Origin of the sequence: Pseudomonas sp. P97.38 (genome assembly GCF_001269745.1) — a bacterium.
GTDB classification, from domain to species: domain Bacteria; phylum Pseudomonadota; class Gammaproteobacteria; order Pseudomonadales; family Pseudomonadaceae; genus Aquipseudomonas; species Aquipseudomonas chlororaphis_E.
Genome location: NZ_LHVJ01000014.1, coordinates 243,562 through 258,001, shown reverse-complemented (window position 1 = coordinate 258,001; position 14,440 = coordinate 243,562). Strand labels below are relative to the sequence as shown.

14 protein-coding genes are annotated in these 14,440 nt (G+C 65.7%); 6 read left to right on the top strand and 8 right to left on the bottom strand.

Going from position 1 to position 14,440, the window contains the following annotated elements; all coding sequences use genetic code 11:
- Window positions 1-214 precede the first annotated feature (214 nt).
- The 3 genes from AD664_RS09520 (at window position 215) to xopAW (ending at window position 2,894) form a co-directional block, all read left to right on the top strand.
- The gene (locus AD664_RS09520; RefSeq protein WP_042729943.1) at window positions 215-973 is read left to right on the top strand and encodes a response regulator; all 759 of its coding nucleotides are present in this window, start codon (window positions 215-217) and stop codon (window positions 971-973) included.
- Window positions 973-2,016, top strand: coding sequence for a cell wall metabolism sensor histidine kinase WalK (locus AD664_RS09515; RefSeq protein ID WP_042729944.1), 1,044 nt, complete (start codon window positions 973-975; stop codon window positions 2,014-2,016). The genes AD664_RS09520 and AD664_RS09515 overlap by 1 nt, the downstream gene beginning before the upstream one ends.
- A 143-nt stretch (window positions 2,017-2,159) precedes the next feature.
- Window positions 2,160-2,894: an EF-hand domain-containing protein gene (xopAW, locus tag AD664_RS09510; protein WP_042729945.1), complete on the top strand. Its 735-nt coding sequence runs from the start codon at window positions 2,160-2,162 to the stop codon at window positions 2,892-2,894.
- Between the two features lie 138 nt (window positions 2,895-3,032).
- On the opposite strand, the gene AD664_RS09505 is transcribed toward xopAW, so the two are convergent.
- The 8 genes from AD664_RS09505 to AD664_RS09470 form a co-directional block, all read right to left on the bottom strand.
- Window positions 3,033-4,070: an AI-2E family transporter gene (locus AD664_RS09505; RefSeq protein WP_047736447.1), complete on the bottom strand. Its 1,038-nt coding sequence runs from the start codon at window positions 4,068-4,070 to the stop codon at window positions 3,033-3,035.
- Between the two features lie 60 nt (window positions 4,071-4,130).
- The gene (locus AD664_RS09500) at window positions 4,131-4,949 is read right to left on the bottom strand and encodes a DUF4892 domain-containing protein (RefSeq protein ID WP_047736448.1); all 819 of its coding nucleotides are present in this window, start codon (window positions 4,947-4,949) and stop codon (window positions 4,131-4,133) included.
- Window positions 4,950-5,078: 129 nt separating this feature from the next.
- Window positions 5,079-5,930, bottom strand: coding sequence for an alpha/beta hydrolase (locus AD664_RS09495; protein ID WP_053146105.1), 852 nt, complete (start codon window positions 5,928-5,930; stop codon window positions 5,079-5,081).
- Window positions 5,927-6,721 (bottom strand): alpha/beta fold hydrolase, encoded by a 795-nt coding sequence (locus AD664_RS09490; protein WP_042732568.1) that lies wholly within the window; start codon window positions 6,719-6,721, stop codon window positions 5,927-5,929. Before AD664_RS09490 ends, AD664_RS09495 begins: the two co-directional genes overlap by 4 nt.
- Before the next feature lie 151 nt (window positions 6,722-6,872).
- Window positions 6,873-7,316, bottom strand: a complete 444-nt coding sequence (locus AD664_RS09485) for a hotdog fold thioesterase (RefSeq protein ID WP_042732569.1) — start codon at window positions 7,314-7,316, stop codon at window positions 6,873-6,875.
- 73 nt (window positions 7,317-7,389) lie between these two features.
- On the bottom strand, window positions 7,390-7,842 hold the full coding sequence (gene sixA / locus AD664_RS09480; RefSeq protein ID WP_053146103.1) for a phosphohistidine phosphatase SixA: 453 nt from the start codon (window positions 7,840-7,842) through the stop codon (window positions 7,390-7,392).
- Window positions 7,839-8,186, bottom strand: coding sequence for a DUF4389 domain-containing protein (locus AD664_RS09475; protein WP_042732571.1), 348 nt, complete (start codon window positions 8,184-8,186; stop codon window positions 7,839-7,841). Before AD664_RS09475 ends, sixA begins: the two co-directional genes overlap by 4 nt.
- Before the next feature lie 28 nt (window positions 8,187-8,214).
- The gene (locus tag AD664_RS09470; protein ID WP_053146101.1) at window positions 8,215-9,240 is read right to left on the bottom strand and encodes an NAD(P)H-dependent glycerol-3-phosphate dehydrogenase; all 1,026 of its coding nucleotides are present in this window, start codon (window positions 9,238-9,240) and stop codon (window positions 8,215-8,217) included.
- Window positions 9,241-9,440: 200 nt separating this feature from the next.
- Between AD664_RS09470 and AD664_RS09465 the strand changes: the two genes are divergently transcribed.
- The 3 genes from AD664_RS09465 to AD664_RS09455 are packed head-to-tail and all read left to right on the top strand — an operon-like array spanning window position 9,441 to window position 14,398.
- Window positions 9,441-11,567 carry a TonB-dependent siderophore receptor gene (locus AD664_RS09465; protein ID WP_157061559.1) on the top strand — a complete coding sequence of 709 codons (2,127 nt, stop codon included), beginning with the start codon at window positions 9,441-9,443 and terminating at the stop codon, window positions 11,565-11,567.
- Complete coding sequence (locus AD664_RS09460; RefSeq protein WP_053146098.1) at window positions 11,568-12,500, top strand: ABC transporter substrate-binding protein; 933 nt, start codon at window positions 11,568-11,570, stop codon at window positions 12,498-12,500.
- Window positions 12,497-14,398, top strand: coding sequence for an ATP-binding protein (locus tag AD664_RS09455; protein ID WP_053146096.1), 1,902 nt, complete (start codon window positions 12,497-12,499; stop codon window positions 14,396-14,398). Before AD664_RS09460 ends, AD664_RS09455 begins: the two co-directional genes overlap by 4 nt.
- Window positions 14,399-14,440: the final 42 nt, after the last annotated feature.

Here is a 14,440-nt window from a genome sequence, read left to right as displayed (position 1 = left end):
AAATCTCACCGCGTCACCCCGAGCATGGACGATCCCGACCTTTGTGTCGAAGTCGATACAGGGCTGACACGCCCCCAATACGCCGGCACGCTACCGTCTGCCGCCGCACCCCGTCCTTTCAGCGCTTCACGCCTCGCGGTCCGAAGCCTATGCTGAAGCCTCAACCTTGCCGCCTCCTTTGCGATTGGCAGCTTACCTGGCAGATGATGCATCCATGCAGAACACCCCTGTTGCAAATGCCGATGATCACAAAGCGTGCGACGACGACAAGCGCTGGAACACCCGGGCGCTGATCGTCGACGACGATGTGCCGATCCGCGAACTGCTGATCGATTACCTGGCCCGCTTCGGCATACGCGCCAGCGGTGTGACCGATGGCGCGGCCATGCGCCAGGCGTTGCAGGCCGAGCACTTCGACGTGGTCGTGCTCGACCTGATGCTGCCCGGTGAAGACGGCCTGCAATTGTGCCGCTGGCTGCGGGCCGAATCGGACATCCCGATCCTGATGCTCACCGCCCGCTGCGAACCCACCGACCGCATCATCGGCCTGGAACTGGGTGCCGATGACTACATGGCAAAACCGTTCGAGCCCAGGGAGCTGGTGGCCCGTATCCAGACCATCCTGCGCCGGGTACGCGACGACCGCAGCGAACAACGGGCCAACATCCGCTTCGATAACTGGCGGCTCAACAGCGTGCTGCGCCAACTGATTTCCCTCGACGGGCTGGTGGTGCCGCTGTCCAACGCCGAGTTCCGCCTGCTGTGGGTGTTCATCGAACGACCGCGCCGGGTGCTCAGCCGCGAACAACTGCTGGACGCCGCCCGTGGACGCTCCATCGAGGCGTTCGACCGCAGCATCGACCTGCTGGTCTCGCGCCTGCGCCAGAAACTGGGCGACGACCCGAAGGCCCCGCAATTGATCAAGACCGTGCGTGGCGAGGGCTATCTGTTCGACGCCCGGGACATCGGTTGATGCGGCTGCGCCTCGACTCCCTGTTCGGCCGGCTGTTTGGCGTCCTGCTGCTGGCGATTGTCCTGGCGCACCTGTTGGCCTTTGCCTGGTTTTCCGTCTACGACAAACCGCCGCCCGGCCCGCCACCCGGGTTTACCCAGCATGGCGACGGCCCTCCGCCCTTCGGCCCTCCGCCCGAGCATGCCGAGCGTCCGTGGTTCGGCGGGCCGGTGGTGCCGCTGACGTTGCAGTTCGTGTTCCTGATCGTGGCCGCCTGGTATGGCGCCAAGCTGTTGACCCGGCCGATCCAGCGCCTGAGCAACGCCGCCGAACGCCTGAGCGAAGACCTCGACAGCCCGCCGCTGGCCGAGGACGGCCCACGCGAGGCGCGCCAGGCAGCCCATACGTTCAACCTGATGCAGCAACGGATTCGCGAGCAGGTGCAGCAGCGTTCACGCATGCTCGGCGCGGTGTCCCACGACCTGCGCACGCCGCTGTCGCGGCTCAAGCTGCGCCTGGAGCAGATCGACGACGTAAAGCTGCAAGGCCAGATGCGCCAGGACCTGGACGACATGATCGGCATGCTCGATGCCACCCTCACCTACCTGCATGAACAGCGCACCAGCGAAGCCTTGCAATGGATGGACGTGCAGGCCCTGGTGGAATCGCTGAGCGAAAACGCTCAGGACCAGGGCGCCGACGTACAGGCCAGTGGCGCGTGCGCGCCGCTGCACGTGCAGCCGATGGCGCTGCGCTCGTGCGTCAACAACCTGATGGACAATGCCCTGCGCTATGCGGGCCACGCCTTGATCACCCTGGACGACCAGGGCGACCGGGTGCTGATCCGGGTCATCGACCACGGCCCCGGCATTGCCCCAGACAAGCGTGAAGCGGTGTTCGAACCCTTCTATCGCCTGGAAGGCTCGCGCAACCGCAACTCCGGCGGCGTCGGCCTGGGCATGACCATCGCCCGGGAAGCCGCCGAACGCCTCGGCGGGCAGTTGAACCTGGAAGAAACACCGGGCGGCGGATTGACGGCCGTCATCCACCTGCCACGCACCTGAGCCCTCAGTTCCCACAGGGTTCAAGGGTGAGCCGGGGCTGTGTATGGCCTGCGATACAAACGCCACACACCCACGACAACTGGCCCGCCGACGCTGCTTGAGCCGGTGCACCCGCCGGCAACACCAGCCCAAGGAGAGTGCCCATGATCGGCAGCGTCAGCGCCAGCAATTACGCGTCATACACCAGCACCAGCAATACCTCGACCCACAGTGCCCACGGCCAGTCATTCCAGAAGGAACTGCTTGGCCGGCTCGACAGCAACGACGATGGTTCGATCGACCAGGATGAACTGAGCAGCGCCCTGTCGCAAAAAAGCGACGACGGTATCCTGGTCAGCCTGAGCGACAACTTCGACGACCTGGACAGTGACGGCAGCGGTGACTTGAGCAGCGAGGAAATGGCGGCGATGGCCCCGCCACCACCGCCACCGCGGAGCCAGGCGCCCGATACCGAACTGGCCGATGCGTTGCTCAGCGCCCTGGACACCGACGGTGACGGCGTGGTCAGCAGCGACGAATTGAGCAGCGGTCTGGCCAGTGCCGGCAGCAATGCCGACAGCCAACAGGTGTTCTCGGCCCTGGACAAGAATGAGGACGGCACCGTCAGCGCCGACGAACTCGCCGCCAGCCTCGCCCCACCGCCGCCCCCTCAACAGGCCTCCAGCGACGAGCTGTTCAGCCAGCTCGATGCCGATGACGACGGCAGCATCACCGCCAGCGAACTGACCAGCGCCTTGCAGGCGAACCGCGACAGCGACAGCACCACCGACCAGGACAGTGCCAGCGAGGCCTTGGGCAGGATGATCGCCAACCTCAGCCGGCAGTACTCGCTGGACAGCGTCGCGACCGTGGGCAAGCACCTGAACGTGGCGACCTGAGACGACGGCGAACCTGGCGGCGAGGGCGTCAGGCTACGCGTCGACCTCAGGGCTTAGAAGACTCCGTGGCGAGGGCGCCGGCGCCCGCTGGGCCGCCCGATTCGCCACGGTTTTGGGTTCCGGAAGGTGCTGTTCAAGCTAGCGTGCCTGGCTTTTGCTCCAGTCCGTCAACAGGCTGTACGCCACCGCCAGCAAGGTCGGGCCGATGAACAGGCCGATGAAGCCGAAGGCAATCAACCCGCCGAACACGCCCAGCAGCACGATGACCAACGGCAGGTTCCCGCCCCGGCTGATCAGGTAGGGCTTGAGCACGTTGTCCACGCCGCTGATGATGAACGTGCCCCAGATGCCGAGGAACACCGCCATCCCGTACTCGCCTTTCCACGCCAGCCAGGCCGTGGCCGGAATCCAGACCAGCGGCGGGCCCATGGGGATCAGGCTGAGCAGGAACGTGACAATCCCCAGTACCAGCGCGCCCGGCACGCCAGCGATCAGGAAGCCGATCAAGGCCAGCAGGGCCTGGGCCGCCGCAGTGCCGATCACGCCATTGACCACCCGTTGTACCGTCCCGGCCACCAACTCGATGTAGTAACCGGCGCGGTCGCCGATCAGGCGCTCCAGCAATCCATGGACGAACGCCGCAAGGCGCGGGCCATCGCGATAGAAGAAAAATACGAACACGATGCTCAGGGTCAGTTCGAGCATGCCGCCACCAATCTGCTTGCTGCGGGCCAACAACCAGTTGCCGACCTGTCCCAGGTACGGCTTGAGGGTGACCATCATCGCCGCGCCCTGCTGGTCGATGCTGTTCCAGATCGCCACCAGCCGCCCACCCACCAGCGGCAAGCCGCCCAGCCAGGCCGGTGCGTCGGGCAGGCCATCGACCTGCACGTCGCGGATGAACGCCGTGGCATCGCGCACATGATCGGCCAGGTTGAACCCCAGCCACACCAGCGGCCCCGCCACCAACAGCATCCACCCCACCGTCAACAGCCCCGCCGCGAGGGACTCGCGACCATTGACCCAGCGGGTCAGCAGGCGCATCAACGGCCAACTGGCAAACGCCAGCACCGCCCCCCAGAACAGCGCCGACCAGAACGGCGCCATCACCCAGAGGCTTGCGCCGAACAACACCAGGAGCAGAATCTGCACCAACAGCCGATCGTTATTGAGCATGTAAGGTCTCGAAAAATGTCCAGGGCGGGCCACGGCGTGAGGCCCGCGACCCGCCACAGCTTATCGCAGCAGTTCCAGATGCAGGCCCGCCGCGTCGCCACTGGCGGTTTCCAGGCGCGCGGCCCGCACCCCCTGGCCCGCCAGCGCCTGCCGCCACTCTTCGGCCCGAGGGCCGGCAATACTGACCCGCAGCCCCGTATCCAGGTTCAATGCCCGGGACAACAGGCGCAGCCAGGTATCGTCCGGCTCACCGCCAAGGCGCGGCAAGTCGAGCACCCCGGTGTCCTTGAGCTGGCGCAGCAGGGTCGCCGAGGTGGGCAGCAAATCCCCCAGCGCGGCATTCGCCGCAAACTGTTCGACGTGCAGGTAGGCCTTGCGATTGCCGCGGGTGATGCCATAGAGCGCAATCAAGGTGTTGTCCGCCGGGGGCGCCAGGCGCAACAGCAGGTAGGCCTGGCCGTTGTCGGCACCGTAGAGCTTGGCGTTGCCGAAGACCTCGTTGGCCCACAGGCTGCTTTCGCCGCAATCGCGGGCCTGGCACCAGAACAACAGCTCGGCACCCTGCTTCTGCAACGCTTCGCGCGCCGCCGTGAAGGCCTGGGTCGCGGAATGTTCGGGCGGCAGTTCGTAGGTGACCGAGGTCACGTTGCCCCGGGCGTCGACCTGGCCGTCGAAACGCAACTGGCCACTGATTCGGCGGATCGAGCCCATGGGATAGACGCGTTCCAGGTCATTGGTTTGCCGGTAATCGACGATCTGGGCATCGGGCATGCGTGGCACGCCCTCCAGGTCGCGACTGCCCGGCACATCGGCAGCGAACGATGCCGGGCTGAAGCAGGCCAGCGCCAGCAGGACGAGTGAATGGACGGATGATTTCATCGGATCGACGTGGCCTGGAGCGCCCGGACGCGACAAGCGTCGTCGGTGCACCACGGGGCGGGTAAGCAGCGGTCTGTCATGGTTGTCTCCCTTTCAACCCGCCCAGCCTCGACAGTTGCCCGGCGCAAGTCAAGAAACGCTGAAGAACCGATTGAAACAGTCTGCTACAAGCGCGGCGCCGCCTTCGTCATTCAGGTGCAAATGATGGCCGCCCGGCAACTGCTCATGACTGAAGGGTAGACGCTCCAGCAACTCCGGGTGCCGCGCCAGCATGCCGTCGGCCGCCACCACCAGGTGCGCGGGACAGGCGACCCGTGCCACGAACGCCATGGCCTGCTCGTCGGTCAGGCGCAGCGGCGATGGCAAGGTCAGGCGGTTGTCGGTGCGCCACGTGTAGCCACCAGGCACCGGCATCAGTCCGCGCTGGGCCAGCAGCTCGGCCGCCTCGCGACTGACGGCCACCAGGCCTTTCATGCGTGCCTCGATGGCCCTGTCGAGGGTTTTGTAGACCGGTTTGCGTTTGTGCTGCAAATCCATTTGCGCCTGCAGGGCCATGCCCATGCGTTCGGCCGCGCCATCGCCCGGGGCGGTGGGCGGGATGACGCCGTCGATCAACCCCAGGTGCGTCACCCGTTCCGGCAAGGCGCCGGCCAGCACCAGCGAAACGATGGCGCCCATGGAGTGCCCCAACAGGGCGAAACGTTTCAAGCCCAGTTGTTCGGCGACGTGCAGCACGTCGTGGGCATAGTCCCAGAGCGCGTAACCGGCACCGGGCGGCCGATGCCCGGAATGACCATGGCCGGCCATGTCCAGGGCGATGACCCGCAGGCCCGCCAGCCGCGGGGCCAGCCGGGCGAAACTGTTGGCGTTGTCCAGCCAGCCGTGCAGGGCGATCACCGGACGGCCCTCTTCCGGGCCGAACAGGTGGGCCGCCAACTCGATATGCGGCAGGCTCAGGCGGACCTCTTCGACCGTGCTCATGGGCGATGCCCCTGCCAACGCTGGAAAAGGTCCTTGAGCAGGTTGGCCGTGTCTTGCGGCCGCTCCAGGGGGAACATATGGCCGCCGGGCATGCTCAGGGCTTCGCCATGGGGCATGCGCCGCACCGATCGAGTGTGATGGCGCATCACCACGCGACTCTGCCGGCCACGCACCACTGCCAGCGGCACCTGGAGCGTGCGGGGCCGGCCCGGGCTGGTGTGCGGCACGCCGCGATAGATGCTGATTTCCGTGGCCGGGTCGAAGCGCAGCCGCAAGCGGTCGCCCACCGGCTGCAGGCCGTGTTGCAGGTAAGCGTCAAAGCAATCCGGGTCGAAGCCGCGGAACAGCGTCTTGCCGGCGAAATACTGCCGCGCCGAGGCCAGGTCGGCGAACTCCTCGCGCCGGCCCAGGGTCCGGCCGGCCGGGGTCAGGCGATCGATGAAGCCCAGGCGCTTGGCGGCCAGGATCACCCACCGGTCGGTGCGGGTCAGCACCGGCGAATCGAGCATGACCACGCCTCGGTACAAGTGCGGGCATCGCAACGCCGCGTGCAGGTGCAGCACGCCACCCAGGGAATGGCCGACACCCCATACCGGCGCCGGTTGGCGTTCCAGGTGATGGATCAATTCGTCCACCAGGTTGTGCCAGTTGTCGTCCACCGGAAAGCGCGGATCGTGGCCGTGCAGCTCCAGGTGCGCGACCTCGTACTGCGGCGCCAGCGCGGCGAACAGCTTGCCGTAGGTGGCCGAGGGGAAACCGTTGGCGTGGGCGAAAAATACCTGTTGCGACATGACAGCCGATCCATTGGGGGAACTGGCACCGATTCTGCGCACAAGCCACCGACGCGGCAATGACCGTAACTGCCAGGAATGATGACAGTCGAGCTTGGGCTATAGACAGAAGCTGCAAGCCTCAAGTTGATAGCTTGCAGCTCCCAGCGCTTCACCGCGCCGGCGGTTGCTCGCCCAGCGGCACCACCGCCATGGTCAGGCGCGATACGCAGTTGAGCTTGCCGTCGTCGTTGGTCAAGCGGATGTCCCAGACCTGCGTGGTGCGGCCCAGGTGGACCATCCGTGCCGTGGCGGTGACCCGTCCGCTGCGCACGCCACGCAGGTGGTTGGCGTTGATCTCCAGGCCCACGCAATAGAACTTGCTGGTGTCCACGCACAGGTAGGCGGCCATGGACCCGACCGTCTCGGCCAGCACCACCGAAGCGCCGCCATGCAACAGGCCGAAGGGTTGGTGAGTGCGGTGATCGACCACCATGCTCGCGGTCAGGGACTCGTCGTCGAACGACTCGAAACGAATGTCGAGCACTTCGCTGATGGTGTTTTTACCGGCGGCGTTGAGTTGTTCGAGGTTGGGGGTGTTGCGCCACAGACTCATCGTGTTCATTCCTTTATCGTTGTTATTGTGGCCGCTTGCATTTCGTACACAGCCTAGGCTCTGTCTGAAAAGCCTAGGGGTGTCGCAGGGCCTTGAGCGTCATCGCCCCGGCCAGCGGCAGGTCGCCTTCCAGTTCGGCCAGGCCGGCGGTCTGTACCTGTTCCGGTTGCTGCAGATGACCGTGTTGCAGCAGGCCCAGCAGGCTGCCCACCAGCGGATTGTGGCTGACCAGCAGCACCGGGGCCTGGTCCGCCAGGTGTTCCAAAACCTTTTGCGGCCGTGTCTCCGGCGTGAGCCAGTTGACCGTGATCAGCTGCGGCTCGAACCCCAGCGCTTGGCGCACCAACTGCGCGGTCTGCTGGGCACGCCGGTACGGGCTGACGTAAATGGCCGCCAACGGCTGGCCGATCAAGTGCGCGGCACTGCGCAGCACTTGCTCGCGCCCGTGTTCGGTCAGGGCCCGCTCGGGATCGGGACAGTTGCCGTAGGGCTCGGCCTCGCCATGACGCAATACCCAGAGTTTCATAGCTTGGGCTCTTCGTCCCGGACCGGATGCGCGGCCGGTGCCACGACGTGCGGCGCTTCACCTTCGGGCGTGCGCGGGGTCGGCCAATCGGCGAACGGCCATGGCTTCTGGTCGCTGTGGAAAGTGCCAAAACGGCCGATCTGCGCCAGGAACTGGCTCAGGCTGTCACCGAAATTCATCAGGCTGGCGCTGGGCGCGCCGTAGATCAGCCGATAGATCAACTGCACCAGCACCACGGCGCCCAGGATGAACTGCGCCACCTGCCAAACCAGCAGGTAGATCACCATCCACAGCACACGCAGCAGGATGGATTCGTATTGGGGTTGTCCTTTCGGATCGTTCATGGCTCGCTCCTGCTTGCGGTCAAAAGACTCAGTTGAAACCGCTGGTGGAAATGAAATCGACGTCGGTCTTCGGCTCGCCGCGCATCAGCAATTCGATCACCTGCTCCAGCGTACGCCCCTCGAACAGGATCGCATGCAACCCGGCCACCAGTGGCATGTACACCCCGGCTTCCTGGGCCTTGGCCTTGAGCACCTTGAGGGTGTTGACCCCCTCGGCCACTTCGCCCAGGCGCGAGACGGCTTCTTCAAGGCTCAGGCCCTGGCCGAGGGCAAACCCGACCTGATAGTTGCGGCTCTTGGGTGACGAACAGGTGACGATCAGATCGCCGACCCCGGCCAAGCCCAAAAACGTCATCGGGTTGGCGCCCTGGCTGACGGCAAAGCGGGTCATTTCCGCCAGCGCCCGGGTGATCAGCATGCTCTTGGTGTTCTCGCCCATGCCCAGCGCCACCGCCATGCCAGCGATGATCGCATAGACGTTCTTCAGCGCCCCGCCCAATTCCACGCCAAAACGGTCGGCGCTGGCATAGACACGAAAGGTGCGGCCATGGAGCGCAGCCTGGACCTGCTGGCACAGCGCTTCGTCTTCACTGGCCACCACCGTCGCGGTGAGCGCGTGCTCGGCAATCTCGCGCGCCAGGTTCGGCCCGGAAATCACCCCGATGCGGGCCTTGGGAGCGATGTCTTCGAGAATCTCGCTCATCAGTTTGAACGTTTGCGCCTCGATACCCTTGGTCAGGCTCACCAGCGACTTGCCGCTCAGGCGTTCAGCGTGGGGCGCCAGGACCGCGCGCAAGGCGCTGGATGGCAAGGCGACGAAAAACAGCTCGCAGTCGTCGAGGGTCGCCTGCAAGTCGGTGACCGGTTCCACTTCCGAGCGGATCTTGATGCCCTTGAGGTAACGCGGGTTCTCGCGGTTGACCCGGATGGCCTCGGCCTGCTCCGGGTCACGCATCCATTGGCGCACCGGGTGGCCATTCTCGGCCAACAGGTTGGCCACGGCGGTTCCGAAGCTCCCGCCTCCCAGGACCGCAATCGGGCGCTGATCAGTCATATGCAATCCGTTCATCCATACCAAGTGGCAATGCGGGGCATTATACGGAGCGGCCGCAGCGCGACCAGTCCCGGCAACAATTACCGACGACTGTAGGAAGCTGACCATCAATTCCTAGGAAAATGCTGTCAACGTGAATGGAAAAGTCGTTCAGCTCAGTTACCATGCGCGCCATTCTCCTCTTATTCAAAGGCTGCACCGTGCCCGTTGGCCCTTCCCGCTCCGGTTCGACCCTGCTATTGGCGCTGATCATCAGCCCGCCGGTGCTGGGCGACGACCTGTTCGTGGACAGCCAGCCCCTGCCCCAGGTGCTGACGGCCACCCGGCTCAAGCAATCGCCGGCGGCGGTGCCCGGCAGCATGACCGTGCTCGACAGCGAGTTGATCAAGGCCAGCGGCGCCCGCGACATCAGCGAGCTGCTGCGGCTGGTGCCGGGCATGATGGTCGGCAACATCAGCGGCAACCAGGCCACCGTGAACTACCACGGCACCAACGCCAGCGAAGCCCGGCGCATGCAGGTGCTGATCGACGGCCGCTCGGTGTACCGCGCCGGCCTGGCCACCGTGGACTGGAGCGACATTCCGGTGGCCATGGAAGACATCGAGCGGATCGAAGTCTTCCGGGGGCCCAACACCGTCAGCTACGGCGCCAACGCGCTGATGGCCGTGGTCAACATCATCACCCGCGCCCCGGCCGACAGCCATGGCACCCGCCTGAAGATCACGCGCGGGCAGCGCGGCATCAGCGACTGGTACGCCAGCCAGGGTAGCGGTTGGGAAGGCGGCGACCTGCGCCTGTCGTTGTCCGGCCAGGAAGACGACGGCTTCGACAGTGACCGCAACGGGGCCGACTACCGCGACAGCCGTCGCCTGGAGCGCTTCAACCTGTCGGTCAGCCAGACCCTGGACGAACGACAGAGCATCGACTGGCAATTGAACGCCAAGGACGGCACCAACCAGCGGCCCTACACCTACCGCCCGGTGTTTGCCGGGATCACCGCCGCTGGGGATAACTCCGACGTCATCGCCAAGGACTACGCCGGTTCGCTGCGCTGGAACCTCGACCTGGACCCCGACCACAGCCTTTATGTACAAGGCTCGATCCAGCACTGGGATCGCCAGCAGACCTGGCGGGCCTGTGACGCCGAAGTCTCCTTCAGCCCGCAACTGACCGACCTGTGGCAGCTCAACCCCAACTACGCCGAGAAGCTGGCGCGCAACATGCCGTCCTTCACCCGCACCGGCGCGCCACCCGGCGGCACGCCGCAGGAACAGGCACTGGCCAACCAGGTGATTGACCAGTGGCGCAACGGCGCCTCGCAAACCCTGTGCGGGGACATCGACCAGAGCACCCGTGAATCGCGCTACGACTTGGAAATCCAGGACACCCTGAGCCTGTCCGACAGCCTGCGACTGGTGACCGGGGCGAATTACCGCTACGACCGGGCCGACTCCGAGACGTACTTCAACGGCACGCTGGACGACACCACCTGGCGCCTGTTCGGCCAACTCGAATGGCGGGCCAGCGAACACTGGCTGCTGCAGGGCGGCGCCATGTTCGAGGACGCGCGCCTGACCGGCAGCTCGCTGACGCCCCGGGTGGCCGTCAACTACCTGATCACCCCGCGCCATGGCCTGCGCGCGGTGTACTCCGAAGCCGTGCGCTCGCCGGACATGTTCGAGAACAACGTCAACTGGAGCTACCAGGTCACCAACCTGCAGCCGTCCGCCTTCGGCCAGCGCAGCGCCCGCTATTTCGTCGTGACCCGTGGCCCGGGCAACTTGGAGCAGGAACACATGCGCTCCCGGGAGCTGGGCTACAACGGCTATTTCATGGACCTGGGCCTGACCGTCGACGTCAAGCTGTTCCACGACGAAATCACCGGCATGATCAGCGAACCGCTGCGCAACAACCAATACATCGCCAGCAACAGCAACCAGTCACAGTTCTCCGGGGCCGAAACCCAGTTCGACTGGCGCATGAGCGGCGCCGACCGCCTGCGCCTGACCTACGCCTACGTCGACGCCCAGGCGAGCAATCCCCTCGACGAGCAATTGACCGCCCGCAACAGCGGTTCGGCCGGCTGGCTGCGGGACTGGGGCCAGGGCTGGAACAGCGCGGTGTTCTACTACGCCGCCAACGCCCTGGACGGCTACCGCTTCGAACGGGTCGACACGCGGGTCGCCCGGCGCATTCCCCTGGGCAAGGCCAGCCTGGAATTGGCGGGCACCCTGCAACAGCGCCTGGACGACGAACCGACCACGTTCGTCGACAACCGCTACGATTCCCGCCATGTGCTGTATTTCAGCGCAGAGTTGTCCTTCTAAATGTGCCGACCCCCAGCACGCAGGACGCCATTGCGTGGCTGCCGAAGGCTGGCGCTGGGGTTGTTGCTCATGGTCGGGCTGGCGACGATCCAGGCCCGGGCCGCCGAGATCCTGCTCACCGGCGCCGAGGACAGCCCCGGCGTGCAGTCCTTTACCCAGGCCCTGAGAGCCCTGCGCCCGGAAGACAGCGTGCGGTTCACGCCGCTGGCCAGCCTGCCGGCGCCCGATAAGCTGCCCGCCAATGTCCGCCTGGTCCTGCTCGACCTGCCCAGCCTGGACTGGCGCCTGCAAGACACCCGCGGGCCGGCCACCCTGGTGTTGCGCATCAGCCGCCTGCAAGCCCGCGATCGCCTGGGCGAGGCAACGCCCAATCACCTGAGCCTGCTGTGGAGCGACCCGCCGGTGGCGCGGCAGTTGCGCCTGATCCGCGCGATCCTGCCGCAGTTGCGTCGGGTCGGCGTGCTGTACGACGGGCACAGCGAGTTTTTGCTCAACGACATCCGCCAGGCTGCCGCGCCGCTGGGCCTGGAAATCGTCACCGAACGCTGGGACGACACCGGTGACAGCCGGCCCCTGCAAAACCTGCTGGGCCAGAGCGACGTGCTGTTGGGCCTCGACGACCCCGACCTGTACAACCCCAAGACCGTGAAAAACCTGTTGCTCAGCAGCTACGCCCGACAACGACCGTTGATCGGCCCCAGCGCCGCCTTCGTCAAGGCCGGCAGCCTGGCGAGCACCTACAGCGACCAGGATGACTGGCTGGCGATCCTCGACGAACTGCTCGATCGCCCCGCCACGACCTGGCCGCGCACGTTGTACCCGGCCCGTTTCAAGGTCCTGGGCAACCGCCAGGTCACCCGCTCGCTGGGGATCGAACCGATTGATGCCGAATCCGTCGCTGCAACGTTGGCCGAAGGAGAACACCGCCCATGACCTTGCGTCGCCGTTGGGACATCAACACCCGCACCCAGCTCATCGCCCTCGGCCCGGCGTTGCTGCTGACCGTCCTGTTGATCAGCTTCTTCACCTTCGTGCGGATCCAGGACTTGCGCCAGGAACTCAATCACACCGGGCAACTGATCGCCAACCAACTGGCGCCGGCCACGGAGTACGGGGTCATTTCCGGTAACAACGACGTCCTCGAAAGCCTGCTCACGGCGACCCTGGCGACGCCCCACGTGCGCTTTCTCGAAGTGCAGGACAGCACCGGCAAGGTGCTGGTGTACGTTGAACAACCCGAGCAGGCCCGCAGCCACTCCCAGCAGATCGAGGTCTTCCAGTCCCCGGTACGCCTGCAACGCATCACCCTGAACAACGATTTCCTGCAGGGCAACAGCACATCCGTCGAGGCGCCGGTGGAGGATTACCTGGGCCGGGTGATCGTCGGCATGTCCAGCGACGCCTTCAGCCAGCGGCAACAGGAGATCCTGTTCAAGGCGGCGATCCTGGCGTTGTTCGCCCTGCTGTTCACGTTCCTGGTGGCGCGCCGCCTGGCGACCGACCTGTCGCAGCCGATCCGCGACATCGGCAACGCGGTCAAGGCCATCCAGCAAGGGGACTACAGCACCCCGCTGCCCATCGTCGACGATGCGGAGCTGGGGGCCTTGTCACGGCACATCAACAACCTGGCCGACGGCCTGGAGCAAGCCAGCCGGGAGCAGCACCAGACCATCGCGCAACTGATCCAGACCCGGGAGGAAGCGGAAAAGGCCAACAGCGCCAAGTCCGAGTTCCTGGCGATGATGAGCCATGAATTGCGCACGCCCATGAACGGCGTGCTGGGCATGCTGCAACTGTTGGAAACCACCCGCCTGAGCGACGAGCAGCACGAGTACACGGCCCTGGCGTCGGAGTCCACCGAGCACCTGCTCAAGGTGATCAACGACATCCTCGACTTCTCGCGCATCGAACGCTCGGCCCTGGAACTGGAACACATTGCGTTCAACCTGGCGGAACTGGTGGGCAGTTGCGCCCAGTCGTTCCAGCACAGCGCCGCACAACGCCAGCTGGGCCTGGAGTTGCTGATTCCCGAGGACATGCAGGCCTTGCAGGTCCAGGGCGATCCGACGCGCATACGCCAGATCCTGGTGAACCTGATCGGCAATGCCCTGAAGTTCACCGAGCAAGGCCAAGTGACCGTGCAATGCCAGTGGCAGGCCCTCGACCACGAACTGCTGTGGTTCACCTGCACCGTGCGCGACAGCGGTATCGGGATTGCCGCCGAGACCCTGGAGCGCATGTTCGACGCCTTCCAGCAGGCCGACAGCTCGATTTCCCGGCGCTACGGCGGCACCGGCCTCGGTCTGCCGATCGCCCGCACCCTGGCCGAACGCATGGGCGGGACGCTGCGCGCCCAGAGCGAGGAGGGCCACGGCTCGGTGTTCACCCTGGAGATCCCGCTGGCGCTATCGCGGCAGACGCCGCCGGTGCTGGCGGCGCAGCAACCGGCCGACGAAGGCGACGGCGCGGGCCGCAACATACTGCTGGTGGAGGACAACCCGGTGAACCAGACCGTCACCCAGGCCATGCTGCGCAGCCTGGGCTTCACCGTCAGTGTCGCCACCGACGGCGCCCAGGCCGTGCGCACTGCCGAAAGCCAGGCATTCGAGGCGATCCTCATGGATTGCCGGCTGCCGATCATCGATGGCTACGAGGCCACGCGCCAGATCCGTCGGTTGCCCGGGCGCGATGCAGTACCGATCATCGCCCTGACCGCCAATGCCTTGCAGGGCGACCGCGAAGCCTGCCTGGCCGCCGGCATGAACGATTACCTGGCCAAGCCGTTCAAACGGATTGACCTGCAGCAGATTCTGCAGCGCTGGGTGGGCTAGGACCATCTGCGACTGGCGTGAAAGGCGAAAGTGCGGCAGTCT

Bases quoted from the DNA above. Each gene is read 5' to 3' on its own strand.
- AD664_RS09460 (WP_053146098.1), top strand. From the start codon at position 11,568: ATGTGCCGACCCCCAGCACGCAGGACGCCATTGCGTGGCTGCCGAAGG.
- AD664_RS09515 (WP_042729944.1), top strand. From the start codon at position 973: ATGCGGCTGCGCCTCGACTCCCTGTTCGGCCGGCTGTTTGGCGTCCTG.
- AD664_RS09520 (WP_042729943.1), top strand. From the start codon at position 215: ATGCAGAACACCCCTGTTGCAAATGCCGATGATCACAAAGCGTGCGAC.
- AD664_RS09470 (WP_053146101.1), bottom strand. From the start codon at position 9,240: ATGACTGATCAGCGCCCGATTGCGGTCCTGGGAGGCGGGAGCTTCGGA.
- xopAW (WP_042729945.1), top strand. From the start codon at position 2,160: ATGATCGGCAGCGTCAGCGCCAGCAATTACGCGTCATACACCAGCACC.
- AD664_RS09500 (WP_047736448.1), bottom strand. From the start codon at position 4,949: ATGAAATCATCCGTCCATTCACTCGTCCTGCTGGCGCTGGCCTGCTTC.
- AD664_RS09505 (WP_047736447.1), bottom strand. From the start codon at position 4,070: ATGCTCAATAACGATCGGCTGTTGGTGCAGATTCTGCTCCTGGTGTTG.
- sixA (WP_053146103.1), bottom strand. From the start codon at position 7,842: ATGAAACTCTGGGTATTGCGTCATGGCGAGGCCGAGCCCTACGGCAAC.
- AD664_RS09475 (WP_042732571.1), bottom strand. From the start codon at position 8,186: ATGAACGATCCGAAAGGACAACCCCAATACGAATCCATCCTGCTGCGT.
- AD664_RS09485 (WP_042732569.1), bottom strand. From the start codon at position 7,316: ATGAGTCTGTGGCGCAACACCCCCAACCTCGAACAACTCAACGCCGCC.
- AD664_RS09495 (WP_053146105.1), bottom strand. From the start codon at position 5,930: ATGAGCACGGTCGAAGAGGTCCGCCTGAGCCTGCCGCATATCGAGTTG.
- AD664_RS09490 (WP_042732568.1), bottom strand. From the start codon at position 6,721: ATGTCGCAACAGGTATTTTTCGCCCACGCCAACGGTTTCCCCTCGGCC.
- AD664_RS09455 (WP_053146096.1), top strand. From the start codon at position 12,497: ATGACCTTGCGTCGCCGTTGGGACATCAACACCCGCACCCAGCTCATC.